Annotated in this window: 15 protein-coding genes; 13 read left to right on the top strand and 2 right to left on the bottom strand. The window is 67.4% G+C overall.

The features are described from left to right. Positions 1 to 39 precede the first annotated feature (39 nt). The 12 genes from F9929_RS01550 to F9929_RS01495 all read left to right on the top strand — a co-directional run bounded on the left by F9929_RS01550 (position 40) and on the right by F9929_RS01495 (position 11209). Complete coding sequence (locus tag F9929_RS01550; protein ID WP_235918989.1) at positions 40 to 981, top strand: ABC transporter permease; 942 nt, start codon at positions 40 to 42, stop codon at positions 979 to 981. Then, positions 978 to 1826 carry an ABC transporter permease gene (locus F9929_RS01545; RefSeq protein WP_152044761.1) on the top strand — a complete coding sequence of 283 codons (849 nt, stop codon included), beginning with the start codon at positions 978 to 980 and terminating at the stop codon, positions 1824 to 1826. The genes F9929_RS01550 and F9929_RS01545 overlap by 4 nt, the downstream gene beginning before the upstream one ends. Next, positions 1823 to 2632, top strand: coding sequence for an ATP-binding cassette domain-containing protein (locus tag F9929_RS01540; RefSeq protein ID WP_152044760.1), 810 nt, complete (start codon positions 1823 to 1825; stop codon positions 2630 to 2632). Before F9929_RS01545 ends, F9929_RS01540 begins: the two co-directional genes overlap by 4 nt. Next, positions 2629 to 3378 carry an ABC transporter ATP-binding protein gene (locus F9929_RS01535; protein WP_152044759.1) on the top strand — a complete coding sequence of 250 codons (750 nt, stop codon included), beginning with the start codon at positions 2629 to 2631 and terminating at the stop codon, positions 3376 to 3378. The genes F9929_RS01540 and F9929_RS01535 overlap by 4 nt, the downstream gene beginning before the upstream one ends. 4 nt (positions 3379 to 3382) lie before the next feature. Further along, on the top strand, positions 3383 to 4165 hold the full coding sequence (locus F9929_RS01530; RefSeq protein WP_152044758.1) for a DUF1684 domain-containing protein: 783 nt from the start codon (positions 3383 to 3385) through the stop codon (positions 4163 to 4165). Positions 4166 to 4339: 174 nt separating this feature from the next. Then, positions 4340 to 5296, top strand: a complete 957-nt coding sequence (locus tag F9929_RS01525; protein ID WP_152044757.1) for an aliphatic sulfonate ABC transporter substrate-binding protein — start codon at positions 4340 to 4342, stop codon at positions 5294 to 5296. A gap of 22 nt (positions 5297 to 5318) precedes the next feature. After that, on the top strand, positions 5319 to 6092 hold the full coding sequence (gene ssuC / locus F9929_RS01520; RefSeq protein WP_152044756.1) for an aliphatic sulfonate ABC transporter permease SsuC: 774 nt from the start codon (positions 5319 to 5321) through the stop codon (positions 6090 to 6092). Positions 6093 to 6112: 20 nt separating this feature from the next. Further along, a complete protein-coding gene (locus F9929_RS01515; protein ID WP_152044755.1) occupies positions 6113 to 6973 on the top strand; it encodes an ABC transporter ATP-binding protein in 861 nt (286 codons plus the stop codon). A 172-nt stretch (positions 6974 to 7145) separates the two neighbouring features. Then, positions 7146 to 8153: an SDR family oxidoreductase gene (locus tag F9929_RS01510; protein WP_152044754.1), complete on the top strand. Its 1008-nt coding sequence runs from the start codon at positions 7146 to 7148 to the stop codon at positions 8151 to 8153. A gap of 92 nt (positions 8154 to 8245) precedes the next feature. Further along, positions 8246 to 9316, top strand: a complete 1071-nt coding sequence (locus F9929_RS01505) for a type III polyketide synthase (protein WP_152044753.1) — start codon at positions 8246 to 8248, stop codon at positions 9314 to 9316. A 7-nt stretch (positions 9317 to 9323) separates the two neighbouring features. Then, positions 9324 to 10037 (top strand): methyltransferase domain-containing protein, encoded by a 714-nt coding sequence (locus F9929_RS01500; protein ID WP_152044752.1) that lies wholly within the window; start codon positions 9324 to 9326, stop codon positions 10035 to 10037. Beyond that, the gene (locus F9929_RS01495; protein ID WP_152044751.1) at positions 10034 to 11209 is read left to right on the top strand and encodes an NAD(P)/FAD-dependent oxidoreductase; all 1176 of its coding nucleotides are present in this window, start codon (positions 10034 to 10036) and stop codon (positions 11207 to 11209) included. The genes F9929_RS01500 and F9929_RS01495 overlap by 4 nt, the downstream gene beginning before the upstream one ends. Before the next feature lies 1 nt (position 11210). Here the strand turns inward: F9929_RS01495 and F9929_RS01490 are convergent, their stop codons facing one another. Next, on the bottom strand, positions 11211 to 12959 hold the full coding sequence (locus F9929_RS01490; RefSeq protein ID WP_152044750.1) for an ABC transporter ATP-binding protein: 1749 nt from the start codon (positions 12957 to 12959) through the stop codon (positions 11211 to 11213). Positions 12960 to 13237: 278 nt separating this feature from the next. On the opposite strand from F9929_RS01490, the gene F9929_RS01485 reads away from it, so the two are divergent. Then, positions 13238 to 14308: a dipeptidase gene (locus F9929_RS01485; protein ID WP_268915619.1), complete on the top strand. Its 1071-nt coding sequence runs from the start codon at positions 13238 to 13240 to the stop codon at positions 14306 to 14308. 46 nt (positions 14309 to 14354) lie between these two features. Here the strand turns inward: F9929_RS01485 and F9929_RS01480 are convergent, their stop codons facing one another. Further along, a complete protein-coding gene (locus tag F9929_RS01480; protein ID WP_152044748.1) occupies positions 14355 to 15269 on the bottom strand; it encodes a sugar phosphate isomerase/epimerase family protein in 915 nt (304 codons plus the stop codon). Positions 15270 to 15287: the final 18 nt, after the last annotated feature.

Genomic DNA, 15287 nt, shown 5'->3' with positions numbered 1-15287 from the left:
CGCCCGCATCGCGAGAGTGCCGCCATTTCGTCCTATCTTCTGCGCCGCACGGCAATTCTTCTCGTTTCGCTTTTCGCGGCGGCTCTCGTTCTCTTCGTGCTCCTGCGCCTTCTGCCCGGCGATCCGGCCAATGCGCTTCTGGGCGTCGGCGCGACGCCCGAACAGGTCGCGGCCGCGCGGGCGGAACTCGGCTCCGACCAGCCCCTCCCCGTTCAGTTCGCGTCCTTTCTCGTCAGTCTCGCGCGGTTCGATCTCGGCACCTCCTTCGTCAGCCGGGCTCCCGTCGGCGATGAAATCGCGAGCCGCCTGTCGGTGACCCTGCCTCTCACCCTTCTCGGCTTCCTTCTCGCCCTTCTTCTCGCCGTGCCGCTCGGTGTTCTCGCCGCCGTGAAGGCGAACCGATGGTATGGGGCGGCGATCTCGGTTCTGTCGCAGCTCGGCATCGCGGTGCCGGTCTTCTGGATCGGCATCCTTCTCGTCACGCTCTTTGCCGTGAACCTGCGCTGGCTTCCCTCCGGCGGCTTTCCCTTGCGCGGCTGGAGCGATTTTCCCAAAGCCGCGACGGGCATGGTGATGCCGGTTCTGGCGATCGGCATCGTGATGGGCGCTTCGCTCCTGCGCTATGTGCGCGCCGCGACGCTCGGGGTTCTCGGCAGCGATCACATCCGCACCGCTCGCGCCCTCGGCGCCGGCCTTCCCGAAGCGCTTTGGCGCCATGGCCTGCGCAACGGCGCGGTGCCGGTGGTCTCGGTTCTGGGCCTCGAAATCGCCAGCACCTTTCTCGGCGCGGTGGTGGTGGAGCGCGTGTTCAACCTTCCCGGCCTCGGCTCCATGCTGCTTCTCGCCATCCAGCAGCGCGATTATCCGAACGTGCAAGGGGTCCTCTTCGTCTCGACGCTGCTCGTGCTCCTTGTCGGCTTCGCCGCCGACATCGTGCAGCGCCTTCTCGATCCGCGCCTTCGCGACAGGAGCGCGCCATGACCGCGCCGCTGGGCCTCGCCGCCCCGTCGCGCCGCGCCCGTTCGTGGACGTTGACGGCGGGCCTCCTTCTTGTCGGCCTCCATCTCGGCGCCGCCCTTCTGACCTTGGTCTGGATGCCCTTCGACCCGGCCGAGATGGCCGGGCGACGCCTTGAAGCCCCGAGCCTCGTTCACTGGGCGGGAACCGACCGGCTGGGGCGCGATCTTTTCAGCCAGATCATGGTCGGCAGCCGCATCGCGCTGCTTGTCGGCATCGGCGCGGTCGCGATCGGCGCGTGTCTCGGCGGATTGCTCGGCATCCTCGCTGCCTTCGCCACGCGCTGGCTGGACGATGCGCTGGCCGCGGCGCTCGACATCTTGATCGCCTTTCCCGTCCTCCTCATCGCCATGCTGGTGGTGGCGGCAAGCGAATCCGCCAGTCTCTGGACCGCGATCCTGGCGCTCGGGCTCGGCCTTTCGCCGGTCGTCGCGCGGCTGACGCGCATTCTCGCCAAGCGCGTCCTCCTCATGGACTTCATCACCGCCGCGCGCACATCCGGTACCTCCTGGCCGGGGATCGTCGCGACCCATGTCCTCCCCAACATCTGGCCACAGCTTTCGGTGAACCTTGCGCTCCAGTTCGGCCTTGCCGTCATCGCCGAGGCCTCGCTTTCCTATCTCGGCCTCGGCAGCCCGCCGCCGAACGCCTCCTGGGGCCGGCTGCTTCAGGAAGCGCAGGGCACCGTCTTTACCGCGCCGGTCGGGGCGATCGCGCCGGGCCTCGCCCTTTTGACCCTCGCCATCGGCATCAACCTCCTCGCCGATGGGTTGCGCGAGCGAAGCGACCCGGCCGGGGACCGCCGATGACGGCGCTTCTCGATATCCAAGGCCTCGAGATCGCGAGCGCCGACAAGCGCCTCGTCTCCGGCCTGTCGCTTCGCATGGCCCCGCGCGAGCGCGTCGGGCTGATCGGCGAGTCCGGTTCCGGCAAGTCGCTGACGGCGCTCGCCATCGCCGGCCTTCTGCCGCAGGGCCTCAGAAGCAGCGGTTACGTGCGCTTGTCCGGCCAGGAGGTGGTCGGCGCGAAGGAGCGCGCGTTGCGCCAGCTTCGCGGCACGGCGCTCGCCATCGTCTTCCAGGAACCGCTGACCGCGCTCGATCCCCTGATGCGCGTCGGCCGGCAGATCGCCGAACCCCTTGTCCGCCGCGCGCGACGCGACGGTGAGACGCTCGGCAAGAAAGAGTTGGAACGAGCGGTTCTCGCCGCGATGCAGGACGTGTCGCTGCCCGATCCCGAACGCCTCGCCCGCTCCTATCCGTTCGAGCTTTCCGGCGGCCAGCGCCAGCGCGTCGCCATCGCCATGGCGCTCGCCTGCCGCCCGCGCTTGCTTATCGCCGACGAGCCGACCACCGCTCTCGATGTCACAACGCAGAAGGAAATTCTCGCCCTTCTCGACCGCCTCGTCACCGAGCGCGACATGGCCCTCCTCTTCATCGGGCACGATCTGCCGGTGGTCGCGGGCGCGGTGGATCGCGTCGTGGTGATGCGCGAGGGCGTGGCGGTGGAGGAAGGCACGACGGCCGAGGTCTTCGCCGCGCCCCGCCACGCCTATACGCAGAGCCTTTTCGACGCCGCCAAACGTTTCGACCAGGCCATCGGGGGCGGCCGATGAGCCTTCTTTCCGTCGAGAACCTGTCCTTCGCCTACGGTCGGGACCGGCCGATCCTGTCCGGCGTTTCGCTCGACGTCGCGGAAGGCGAAACGCTCGGTCTCGTCGGGGAATCGGGCTCGGGCAAGACGACGCTCCTGCGCCTGCTTCTCGGCCTCCAGCGCCCCCGTTCGGGCTCCATCCGCCTCGACGGCCGGGTTCTCGATCCGTCCGACCGCCGCTTCATGCGCGAGTTCCGTCGCCATGTTCAGGTCGTGTTCCAGGACCCTTATTCCTCGCTCGACCCTCGCCAGCGCATCGGTGCCATCGTCGCCGAACCGCTGCGCTCCTTGCGGATCGCGGGCAACCATCGCGAGATGGTCGGAGAAGCGCTGGAAGCCGTCGGCCTGTCGGCGGACATGGCCGCGCGCTATCCGCACCAGTTCTCCGGCGGGCAGCGCCAGCGCATCGCCATCGCGCGGGCGATCGTTTCGCGGCCGCGCCTGCTTCTCGCCGACGAGGCGGTGAGCGCCCTGGACCTCACGACGCGCATCCGCATCGTGGAGCTTTTGGCGGGCCTTGCCGCCACGATGAGCCTCGTTTTCGTCAGCCACGATATCGGCGCGGTCGCGGCCCTGTGCCGGCGCGTCGCGATCCTGGAAAAGGGCGCGATCGTGGAAGAAGGCGACACCGCCGCCGTTCTCGCCCATCCCCGCCATCCCTATACGCGCCGGCTGCTCGATGCCGTGCCGCGCCTTCACGGAGCCTGACCCCATGAGCGACGCCGCCGCCGAATTCGAAGCCTGGAAGGCCCGCCGCCTCGCCGCCCTGACGGCGCCGGACGGCTGGCTCACCATCATCGGCCGATATCCGCTGACGAATGGCACCGCGACGGTTGGAAGCGCGGAGGACAACGATATCGTGCTGTCCACTGGGCCCGCCCATGTCGGCAGCCTGACGCAGGATGCGGGCGGCGTCACCTATCGCCCCGCCGATGGCGAGGCGGAGCAGAAGCTCGTTCTCGACAAGTCGAACCCGCCGCGCTTCACGAGCGGCGACCTTCTTCTGGAAGTCACCACGCTGAACGGCGAGAACGCCCTTCGCGTCCGGCACACGGCTTCGCAGGCGCCGAAGGATCTTGCGCCGCTCACCTATTTTCCCTTCGATCCCTTCTGGCGGATCGTCGCCGAGTGGCTGCCCTTCGCCGAGCCGCAGCGCCTCACCGTCGACACCAGCAAGGCGGTCCGCACCGAGGTCTCGGCCACCCACAAGGCCGTCTTCGAGCACGGTGGCCAGCGCTTCGAACTGATCGCCACTCACGGCACGCCGGACCGGCCGCAATTCGTGATCCGCGACGCGACCGCGGGCGCGGAAACCTATCCAGCCGCGCGCTTCGTGTTCGGCGAGGACGTGACCGACACCACCCTGGTCCTCGACTTCAACCGCGCGGTGAACCCGCCCTGCTCCTTCACCGATTTCGCGGTCTGCCCGCTGCCCCCGCCGCAGAACGTCCTGCCGATCCGGGTCGAGGCCGGCGAGAAGCGGGCGGCGCACTGACGAAGTGAAACACGGACAGGAGCACGGAACCGCCCGTGCTCTCGCAATCCATAAATTTGGTATATTATTCCTCTTCCCCTGCGACGCTCCCCGCTAACCTCTGAGGCAACGGGATCGCAGCAGGGGATACGAAACACCCTGCCGGCATCCGCCTTGCCGAAAAGGGTCGTCCGCATGAACCGTCGTCAGTTTCTCGCGAGTTCCGCCTTTGCCGGCGTGGTTCTCGCCACCGGCCTGCCATTGAGGGCCGCCCGCGCCGAGGGCACCTTCAATATCGGCTTCCAGAAGAACGGCGTTCTTGTCGTCGCGCGCAACCAGCGCCTCATCGAGAAAGCGCTGGAGTCGCAGGGCATTTCGGTGAACTGGATCGAGTTCCAGGCCGGCCCGCCGCTTCTGGAGGCCATGAATGTCGGCGCGGTGGATTTCGGCACGACGGGCGACACGCCGCCGATCTTCGCGCAGGCCGCCAATGCCGCGATCCTCTACGCCGCCGCGCTTCCGTCCAAGGGCCGCAATTCCGCGATCCTCGTGCCGGAAGGCAGCGACATCAAGGACCTCGCCGGGCTGAAGGGCAAGAAGCTCGCCTTTACCAAGGGCTCCAGCGCCCACAATGTCGCGGTGGTCGCCCTCGAAAAGGCGGGCCTCACCTACAAGGATATCGAGCCGGTCTACCTGTCGCCGGCCGATGCGGGTGCGGCCTTCGCATCCGGCTCGGTGGATGCCTGGAGCATCTGGGACCCGTTCTATGCGGGCGCGGAGCTGAACCAGGGCGCGCGGGTGCTCGCCAAGGGCGACGAGCTTCTGGGCACCACCAACTCCTTCTTTCTCGCCAACGAGACCTTCGCCAAGACCCGCGCCGATGTCCTGAAGGCCGCGCTCGGCGGTTTGAAAAAGGCTGGCGAATGGGCGAACGCCAACAAGGACGGCGTCGCCGAAGCCCTGTCGACGGCGACCGGCGTGCCGGTGGAAATCCAGAAGCTGACGGCCGAGCGCGGCGAGTTCACGGTGACGCCGGTGACGCCGGAGATCGTCCGGTCTCAGCAGGAGGTCGCCGACCGATTCGCCAACCTGTCGCTCATCCCGGAGAAGATCGAAATCGCCTCGCGCGTTTGGTCTGAGACCGCGTCCTGAGCCGGCTGCGAAGGAACCCGCCATGAATGCGCGCTTTCCGGCACGAGACCGGCTCCTCCCCTTTCTCCTGCCGCTCGGGCTTCTCGTTCTGTGGCAGGCGAGTTCCTCCTTCGGCTGGCTGCCGCGCAACGTCCTGCCTTCGCCGCTCGGCGTGGGCCAAGCTGCGGTGAAGCTCGGCGGCAACGGCCAGCTCTTCGATCACCTGAGCGTCAGCCTGTGGCGCGCGCTCGGCGGCTTTGCCATCGGCGCGTCGATCGGCTTCACGCTCGGTCTCGCCAACGGTCTGTCGCGGGTGTCGGAAACGCTGCTCGACACCAGCCTCCAGATGGTGCGCAACGTGCCGCATCTGGCGCTGATTCCGCTCGTCATCGTGTGGTTCGGCATCGGCGAGGAAGCCAAGCTCTTTCTTGTCGCGCTCGGCGTGTTCTTTCCGGTCTACGTCAACACGTTCCACGGCATCCGCTCCGTCGATCCGCAGCTTCGCGAGATGGCGCGGGTCTATGGCTTCTCGGCCGGCGAGATGTTCGCCCGCGTCGTTCTGCCGGGCGCCCTGCCGTCGGTTCTCGTCGGCCTTCGCTACGCGCTCGGCATCATGTGGCTGACCTTGATCGTGGCGGAAACCATCTCGGCCTCGTCCGGGCTCGGCTACATGGCGATGCAGGGCCGCGAGTTCATGCAGCTCGACGTCGTGGTTCTCGCCATCCTGATCTACGCCCTTCTCGGCAAGCTCGCCGATGCGGTGGTGCGGCTTCTGGAAGCGCGCGCCCTGTCCTGGCATCCGGCCCACGCCCGCTGACCTTTCAAGGATCTCCGCCCATGGTCGCCGCCTTCATCACGCCCGTTCTCGGCCTTGCGCCCTGGTCCAGAACATCCGAAGCCGAAGACGCAGCCGAGCCGACCGCCCGTCCCGCTTCCCATGCCGAGCCCAAGAACCATGCAAAAGGCGCGGGGCTTGAGGTCGCCGGTCTCGCGAAAAGCTTCGGCGACAAGGAAGTGCTTCGCGACATCGACCTCCATGTTGCGCCCGGCGAGTTCGTGGCGATCGTCGGCCGTTCGGGATGCGGAAAGTCGACGCTCCTGCGCCTCGCGCTGGGGCTCGAAGCGCCGAGCGCCGGCACGGTAGCGATCGAGGGACGCGATCCGCGATCGGGCGGCGGAACCCATGCGCGCTTCGTGTTTCAGGAGCCGCGCCTTCTTCCCTGGCAGCGCGTCGCGCAGAATGTGGCGCTCGGAACGCCCCAGAACTTCCCCCGCGCCGAGCGCCTGCGCTTGGCTGAAGAGCAACTCGCCAAGGTCGGCCTTGCCGGCCGCGGCGGGGAATGGCCGGGCGTCCTGTCGGGCGGCCAGCGCCAGCGCGTGGCGCTCGCCCGCGCTCTGGTCACAACGCCGCGCCTTCTCGCCCTCGACGAACCGCTCGGCGCGCTCGACGCCCTGACGCGGATCGAGATGCAGGACCTTCTCGAAACGGTGTGGCGGGGAAGCGGCTTCACCGTTCTTCTCGTCACCCACGACGTATCGGAAGCCGTGGCGCTCGCCGACCGCGTTCTCGTGATGGAGGACGGGCGCATCGCGCATGAAGAGCGCGTCGACCTCCCCCGCCCCCGCCGCCATGGCGATCCGGAAACCAGCGCCATCGAGCGGCGCATTCTCGACCGGGTGCTGCGCCGCGCCCCTTGAGCCGCCTTTTTCGCGTTACCCAGCTTCGGATTTTTGCCGCGCACGGTTCGCGCGGAAGGACGCAGGGGCGGAACCACCTTCGGGCTCATCTCCTTGCCTCCCTCGATATGGCATCGGCCGCGAGCCTTCGCGTGCCGGTGCTCCCGAGGTGATCGAGCACGGAAAACCCGAGATGAACGACCAGACCCTGTCACGCCGCACCATTCTCGGCGGCGCCGCCATGGGCCTCGCGGCCGCCGCAGCCACGGGCGCCAACGCGCAAGGGGCAACCGGCACGGCCGCTGCCGGCGGCGGTGGCCCGGTGCTGCGCGACCCGCGCACCAAATATACGAGCGAGCCCTTCCCCGAGCAGAAGCAGCCCTGGCCCGCCCTCCAGTCCAAGATGAACCCCGTGCCCGATTGCGGCGAGTCGAGCTACAAGGGTTCGGGCAAGTTGACCGGCCGCCGGGCGCTCGTCACCGGCGGAGATTCCGGCATCGGCCGCGCAGCGGCCATCGCCTTCGCGCGCGAGGGTGCCGATGTCGCGATCAACTATTATCCCGACGAGGAGCCCGACGCGCAGGAGGTGGTGAAGCTGATCCGCGACGCGGGCCGCAAGGCCGTGGCGCTGCCCGCCGACATCCGCACGCTGGAAGCCTGCGAGAATACCGTGCGCCAAGCCGCCGAACAGCTCGGCGGGCTCGACCTTCTCGTCAACAACGCCGCCTACCAGCAGTCCAAGGAAGACATTCTGGAAATCTCGGACGAGCAGTTCGTGCGCACCTACGAGACCAACGTCTTCCACACCTTCCGTTTCGTGAAGGCGGCCGTGCCGCTTCTGCCGGCCGGCTCCGTCATCATCAACACGGTGTCGGTGAATTCCTATGATCCGGGCGAGGAGCTTCTGGACTACGCCTCCACCAAGGGCGCGATCCTGATCCTGACGAAGGGCATGGCCAAGCAGCTCATCAAGAAGGGCATCCGCGTCAACGCGGTGGCCCCCGGCCCGGTCTGGACGCCGCTTCAGGTGGCGGGCGGCCAGCTTCCGGGCAAGCTCGGCGAGTTCGGCAAGGAAACGCCGATGGGCCGCGCCGGCCAGCCGGCCGAGCTCGCCTCGCTCTATGTCGCGCTGGCATCCGACGAGGCGAGCTTCTCGTCGGGAACCGTGGTCGGCGCCCATGGTGGCCATGGCAACCCGTAAGGGCTGACAGCCAAGGGGCGGAACGGCGAAAACCCGTCTCGCCCCTGCCCGATGCGTCCTTTGCCGCCCGCCTCGCCCAGAAAGCATATCCCTTGCAACAGGCCTATCTCAACCGCATCGCGACGGCGGTGCCGGGAAACGAGGTTCACCGCTTCTTTCTCGGCTTCGCCAATTCCCAGTTGAAGAACGACCCGCGTCGTCAGGCCGTGTTCAACCGCTTGGCCGACAAGGGCGGCATCGAGTGCCGTTATTCCTTCATCCGCCCGACCGGCGATCCGAACGGCCCGACGGTGGATGTGGAAGGCGTGTTCCGGCGCGGCGGGTTTCCGGGCACCGCGCGGCGTATGCAGATGTTCGAAGCGAACGCGCCGAGGCTTGCCGTGGAAGCGGTGGAGCGCCTCGGTCTCGGCGACGAGCTTTCCACGATCACCCACCTGGTGGTCGCAAGCTGCACCGGCTTTTCGGCCCCAGGCATCGATCTGGAGATCGTCGCGCGCTGCGGGCTGTCCACCTCGGTCGAGCGCACCATGATCGGCTTCATGGGCTGTTATGCGGCGATCAATGCCCTGAAATTCGCCCGCCACGTCGTGCGCTCCGAGCCGGATGCGCGCGTTCTCGTCGTCAATGTCGAACTCTGCACGCTGCATCTCCAGGAAACGACGGACCTCGAAAAGCTCCTGTCATTCTGCCTTTGGGGCGACGGCTGCTCGGCCGCGCTCGTTTCAAGCGAGGCGTCGGGCTTGCAGCTCGATGGATTCCACGCGGCGGTGGCCGCCGACACGCGCGAACTGATGTCCTGGACCGTCACCGACGACGGCTTCGACATGGTGCTGTCGGGGCGGGTTCCAGGCGCGATCCAGACCGTTCTCCAGGCCGACGACGGGCGGTTCCTCGGCGGCATGGCCCGCGAGGAGGTCGCGCTCTGGGCGATCCATCCGGGCGGGCGCTCGGTGCTCGACGCGGTGGAACGGGCGCTTCACCTCGATCCGGCCGCGCTGACGCATTCGAGGAACGTCCTTCGCGACAACGGCAACATGTCGTCGGCCACGGTGATGTTCGTGTTGAAGGAAATGCTCGGTGAAGCCAGCGGTCAGGCGGGATGCGCGATGGCCTTCGGGCCGGGCCTCACCGCCGAAACCATGACCTTCCAGACGGTCGGCTGACGCCGCCATGGCATATCTCGGCACCCGCCGTCTCGTGCCGGAGCTTCTGGACGAGCTTTCCCCCGACGACCCGGCCGCGATCCGCTCGCGCCGCGATCTCGTTCTCGTCAACGCGCTGATGTTCCAGCCGCCGATCATGGCGCGGCTCCTGCGGCAGGGGTGCTCGACCGCGCCCCGGCGGCTTCTGGAGATCGGCGCGGGAGACGGGCGTTTCGCGCTCGCCCTCGCCCGTCGTCTGGCGAAAAACTGGCCGGGCGTGGAGGTGACGCTGCTCGATCGGCAGGACCTGCGAACCGACACCCTTGCGGCAGCGTTCGACCGTTTCGGCTGGCGGGCGCGATTTCTCGTCGCGGATGCGTTTGCCTTCGCGCAAGAAACCGACGAGCGGTTCGATGCCGTCTACGCCAATCTCTTTCTGCACCATTTCGAGGACGAGCCCCTAGCACGACTCCTGCGGCTCGTCTCCAACCTCGCGCCCGTCTTCGCCGCATGCGAACCGCGCCGGGCGGGCTTTCCCCTTCTCGGCTCGCGCCTCCTATGGGCAGTCGGCGCCAACCACGTGACGCGCCACGACGCACCGGCCAGCGTTCGCGCGGGCTTTGCAGGCAGGGAATTAACGAAGCTTTGGCCGGAAGGAGAGGCCCAGGACGTGACCGAAGAGGCGAAGGCACTCTTCACCCAAACGCTTCTCGTCCGGCCGTGGGGGAACGCCGATCCATGAGCGATTTCGACGCCGTCGTGATCGGGGCGGGCCCCGCCGGGTCCACGGTGGCCGCCGGCCTTGCCCGCGCCGGCTGGCGCGTGGCGCTTCTGGAGCGATCCGCTTTCCCCCGCTCCAAGGTCTGCGGCGAGTTCATGTCGGCGACGAGCGCCGCCGTTCTCGACCGCATCGGCGTCGGGGAAGCGTGGCGGGCAGAGGCCGGGCCGCCGGTGCGCCGCCTCGGCCTTTATCGCGGTGAAACCATCGTGGAAGCGCCCGCGCCGGGACAGGGCGCGGCGGACGGTTTCGGCCGGGCGCTCGGCCGCGACCGGCTCGACCCGATGCTTCTCCAAACGGCGATCGAGGCCGGCGCCACGGTGATCCAGCCGGCTAAGGCCTCCAGCTTCGAGCGAAAGGGGGATGAAGCACGCATCCACTTCGCGACGCCAAACGGTGAGGAAAGCCTGACGACGCGCGTGACGATCGCCGCCCATGGCTCCTGGGAACCCGGCCCCCTGCCGAGCCATATGGCCAAAAGCCACGGTCCCGGCGATTATCTCGGCTTCAAGGCCTATTTCCGCGACGCCCACCTGCCGGAAGACCTTCTTCCGCTTCTCGCCTTTCCCGGCGGCTATGGCGGGTTGGTGACGGCCGACAATGGGCGTGTTTCCCTGTCGCTTTGCATCCGCCGCGATGTTCTGGAGACGCTTCGCGCCGACAGCGGCTCGGCCAGCGCCGCGCAAACCGTCCATGCCCATCTTCTCGCCTCCTGCCGGGGCGTGCGCGAGGCGATCGGCGGGGCGCGGCTCGACGGGTCGTGGCTTGCCGCCGGCCCGATCCGTCCCGGCATCCGGCCCCGCTTCGCTGATGGCGTCCTGCGCGTCGGCAACGCGGCCGGAGAGGCCCATCCAATCATCGCGGAGGGCATTTCCATGGCGGTGCAATCCGGCTGGCTGGCGGCAGATGCCTTGAGCAGGACCGATCCGGCGCGGCCGGACACTCTCGCCCAAGCCATCGAGCGTTATTCGGAAAGCTGGCACCGCCAGTTCGCCACGCGCATCCGCGCCGCCAACGCCTTTCGGATCGTCGGCGCGGGTCCCCGCACGGCCGCCGTCGTGGAGCGGGCGATCCGCCTCGCCCCCGGCCTCCTCGGTCTGGGCGCAAGGCTCGGCGGCAAGACGAGGCCGATTTGAGTTAGGCCGCGACGCCCCTCGCCTGCGCCGCCTGCAGCCGCTGATATCGCCCGCCGGGCCGCACAAGGAGTTCCTCGTGCCGGCCTTCCTCGACGATGCGGCCCGCTTCCACCACGAAGATGCGATCGACATGGGTGATGGTGGCGAGGCGGTGGGCAATGACGAGCGTGGTGCGCCCCTGCGAGAGTTCGGCGAGCGAGGCTTGAATCGCACGCTCGGTTTCGGTGTCGAGCGCCGAGGTCGCCTCATCGAGGATCAGGATCGGCGGGTTCTTCAGGAAGATGCGGGCGATGGCAAGGCGCTGCTTCTGCCCGCCCGACAGCTTCACGCCGCGCTCGCCGATCACCGTGTCGAGCCCTTCCGGCAATTCTGCGATCACCGTGTCGAGCCGAGCCCGGCGCGCGGCGTCCAGGATCTCCGCTTCGCTGGCATCGAGGCGGCCATAGGCGATGTTCGCGCGCAATGTTCCGGCGAACAGGAACACGTCCTGCGCCACGATGCCGATCTGCCCGCGCAAGGAAGCCAGCGTGAAGTCGCGGATATCCGTGCCGTCCACGGTGATGCGGCCTTCGGCAACCTCGTAGAAGCGCGGCAGAAGCGAGGCGACGGTGGTCTTGCCCGCGCCCGACGCGCCGACGAAGGCGACCGTTTCGCCGGCCCGGACGGTGAAGTCGATGCCGTCCAGCACCGGGCGGCCGTTGCCGTATCTGAAACCCACCTTCTCGTAGCGGATCTCGCCCTGGAACGGCCCGGCCTCGCGCGCGCCTTCGCGGTCGGCGATCTCCGGCTGGATGGACAGGAAGTCGACATAACGACGGAAGCCGGCAAAGCCCTTCGGATAGGTCTCGATCACCGAATTGATCTTTTCCACCGGGCGGAAGAACACGTTGACGAGAAGAAGGAAGCCGACGAAGCTACCGGCCGAAAGCTGCCCTTGCGTGACGAACCAGGCACCCGCCAGCATCACCACCACCTGCACGAAGCGCATGGACAGGTAGGACAGCGAGGAGGACGCCGCCATGACCTTATAGGCGGCGAGCTTCGTCGCGAAATAGTTGCGGTTGCTGTCGGCGAAGAGCGCGCGCTCGTGATTCTCGTTGGCGAAGGCCTGGACGACGCGGATGCCGCCGACATTCTCCTCGATGCGCGCGTTGAAGTCGGCGACGCGCCCGTAGATGCCGTGCCAGGTCGTCGTCATGCGCGTGCCGTAGAAGCTCGTGACGAAGGCCGTCACCGGCACGATGGCCGCCGTGATGAAGGCGAGCGGCGGATGCGCCCACAGCATCAGAAGGAACGCGCCGATCAGCGTCATGATCGCGATGAATAGATCCTCCGGCCCGTGGTGGGCGACCTCGCCGATCTCCTCCAGGTCCTTGGTCAGGCGCGCCACCAGATGGCCGGTCTTGGCGTTGTCGAAGAAGCCGAAGGACAGCTTCTGGAGATGGTCGAAAGCCTTGCGCCGCATCTCCGTTTCGATGGAAACGCCGAGCATGTGGCCCCAATAGGTCACCACTGCCTGAAGCGCGGCGTTCACGAGATAAACGAGAAGAAGGCCGATCGCGGCGAGCGTGATGAGGCCAAGCTGGCCGGTGGGGAGCAGCCGGTCGATGAACAGGGTCACGGCGACTGGAAAAGCGAGTTCCAGCATACCGGCCGCAACCGCGCTGCCGAAATCCAGCGCGAAGAGCCCGCGATGCGGACGGTAATAGGCTGAAAAGCGCTTCAGGAGATCGCGTCGCGTCGGGGCCATGGGGCCTTCTCAAAGTCTGGTGGTCGGGCGGATGAAGCGCGGACCATCGAACATCCGCAACCCTCGCCTCAGGCCGTCGCCAAGTCGGAACAGGCTTTACGGTCTTCGTTCGGAGGAATCAAATATGACTATGCTTCTCAACTTTTCTCGGTTTTCGCGCGGTCCGGGCGATCGACGTCGCTCCGTCAGAAGCCGGATCGAGCTCAACCATGTTCCCTCCAAGACGCCTTCTCGCTAGGCTTTCCCTCGAGAGTCGAATTTTCCGGAAGAACGCGAACGTGCCTGCATCCGCCTCCCGCATCCCCGTCTTCGACGGCCATAACGACACACTCCTGCGCTTGATGGAGGACGACACGGGAGAGGCTTTCGCGCGCTTCTTCGACGGCGGCGCGGGCGGACATATCGATGCGGCGCTCGCGCGCGAAGGCGGGCTGATCGGCGGGCTCTTCGCCATGTTTCCGCCGTCCCGCGATTCCGTGTCGCTGTCGCAGTCGATGGTGGAGCCGCCCTACGCCTTGCCGCTCCCTTCTCCGCTCGTCCAGGCCGAGGCGGTGGAGCCGATGGCACGCATGGCGTCCCTGCTTTTCCGCTTGGCAGCGGCATCGAACGGCGCTTGGCGCGTTTGCCGTTCGGTGGCGGAGATCGAGGCCGCCAATGCCGCCGGCGCCTTTGCCGCCGTTCTTCATATCGAGGGCGCGGAGGCGATCGACGCCGACCTCACCATGCTCGATCTCTTCCATGCGGCCGGCCTTCGCTCGATCGGCCCCGTTTGGAGCCGGCCGAACGTCTTCGGCCACGGCGTGCCGATGCGCTTTCCCTCCTCGCCCGATACGGGGCCCGGCCTCAGCGATGCCGGCAAGCGGCTGGTGAAGCGCTGCAACGAATTGCGGATCCTCGTCGACCTGTCGCATCTCAACGAAAAGGGCTTCGACGACGTGGCGGCGCTTTCCGACGCCCCGCTCGTCGCGACCCATTGCAACGCCCATGCCGTCACGCCGCACAGCCGCAACCTCACCGACCGGCAGCTCGCCGTCATCCGCGACAGCGGCGGGCTGGTGGGTCTGAACTTCGCCACCGCCTTTCTGCGCCCCGACGGGCGGATGGACGCAGAGACCGGGCTCGACATCATGGTGCGCCATCTCGACCATCTCCTCGAACATCTCGGAGAGGACAGCGTCGGGCTCGGCTCTGATTTCGACGGCGCGACGATTCCCGCCGCAATTGGCTCGGCCGCCGGTCTGCCGAAGCTGCTCGACGCGATGGAGGGCGCGGGCTACGGCCGGGATCTCATCGAGAGGATCGCGTGGCGCAACTGGCACTCGGTGCTGCGCCGCATCTGGGGCGGCTGAAACCGCGAAGGGGCCGTTTCCGGCCCCTTTCATTCACGTCGGCGGCTCAGCCCGCCTTCGCGCCGAAATGCTTGTCGACGTAATGGCCGATGCGCTCGCGCATGAAGCGGCCGGACGCGTCGGCGCGTTCTTCCCAGCCGAACACGCAGGCCGTCACGATCCCGTCGAAGCCGACCGCGGCAAGCGACGAGAAGAACACGTCCCAGTCCACCTCGCCCTGGCCGATGTCCATGTGCTGGTGGATCGTCACCTTGGCGCCCGGAGGGTTGACGATGTAGCGAAGGCCCGAACTTGCCTTGTGGTTGTAGGTGTCGGCCACATGGACATGCGCGATCAGGTCACCCGCCTCGCGGATCATCCTGGCCATGTCGTCGCCGAAATAGAAGGTGTGCGGCGCGCAGTAGAGGAACTTGACGTTTTTGGAGCCGATCGTCTTCAGCATGTCGATCGCCGGATGCAGCGTTTCGCACCAGTCCTCGGGATGCGGCTCCATGTTGAGGGTGACGCCCTCCTTCTCGAAGACCGGCACCAGTTCTTCCATCGAGCGCCACCAGGAGCTTTCCGAATGCTCGTGGCTGAAATGGCCGCCGCAGCAGTTGGAGCGGTGCGAGCGGTCCGGCGACGGCCCGCGCCCGAACTCGGAGTTCATCGTGTCGCAGTCCATGGCGACGGCCGCGCGGATGGCCTCCTTCCAGTAGCCGACGGCGGCTTGGCGCTCGTCCTCGTGGGGGCTTGCCCATCGGTACATCGGCAGAACGGACGCGAGCTTCACGCCGTGGTCCGACAAAGCCTTCCGGAACTCGGCCACCCGCTCCTTGTGGGCTCTGGGGCGTACCCACCAGGGCAGGAAGTCCTCGCGGGGGCTCATCTCGATGTAGTCGTAGCCGAGCTCGGCCGTTTTGCGGCAAAGCTCGGGCAGCGACAGGTGCCGGTGCATATAGGGGTCGAGGGCGATCTTCATGTGTGAGGCTCCTCTTGC

The organism is Aureimonas psammosilenae (assembly GCF_009176975.1).
Lineage (GTDB): Bacteria > Pseudomonadota > Alphaproteobacteria > Rhizobiales > Rhizobiaceae > Plantimonas > Plantimonas psammosilenae.
This window is presented reverse-complemented; position numbering and strand designations above follow the sequence as displayed.

Coding starts and splice junctions, on each gene's coding strand:
- F9929_RS01545 (WP_152044761.1), top strand. CDS start 978: ATGACCGCGCCGCTGGGCCTCGCCGCCCCGTCGCGCCGCGCCCGTTCG.
- F9929_RS01540 (WP_152044760.1), top strand. CDS start 1,823: ATGACGGCGCTTCTCGATATCCAAGGCCTCGAGATCGCGAGCGCCGAC.
- F9929_RS01535 (WP_152044759.1), top strand. CDS start 2,629: ATGAGCCTTCTTTCCGTCGAGAACCTGTCCTTCGCCTACGGTCGGGAC.
- F9929_RS01530 (WP_152044758.1), top strand. CDS start 3,383: ATGAGCGACGCCGCCGCCGAATTCGAAGCCTGGAAGGCCCGCCGCCTC.
- F9929_RS01525 (WP_152044757.1), top strand. CDS start 4,340: ATGAACCGTCGTCAGTTTCTCGCGAGTTCCGCCTTTGCCGGCGTGGTT.
- ssuC (WP_152044756.1), top strand. CDS start 5,319: ATGAATGCGCGCTTTCCGGCACGAGACCGGCTCCTCCCCTTTCTCCTG.
- F9929_RS01515 (WP_152044755.1), top strand. CDS start 6,113: ATGGTCGCCGCCTTCATCACGCCCGTTCTCGGCCTTGCGCCCTGGTCC.
- F9929_RS01510 (WP_152044754.1), top strand. CDS start 7,146: ATGAACGACCAGACCCTGTCACGCCGCACCATTCTCGGCGGCGCCGCC.
- F9929_RS01500 (WP_152044752.1), top strand. CDS start 9,324: ATGGCATATCTCGGCACCCGCCGTCTCGTGCCGGAGCTTCTGGACGAG.
- F9929_RS01495 (WP_152044751.1), top strand. CDS start 10,034: ATGAGCGATTTCGACGCCGTCGTGATCGGGGCGGGCCCCGCCGGGTCC.
- F9929_RS01490 (WP_152044750.1), bottom strand. CDS start 12,959: ATGGCCCCGACGCGACGCGATCTCCTGAAGCGCTTTTCAGCCTATTAC.
- F9929_RS01480 (WP_152044748.1), bottom strand. CDS start 15,269: ATGAAGATCGCCCTCGACCCCTATATGCACCGGCACCTGTCGCTGCCC.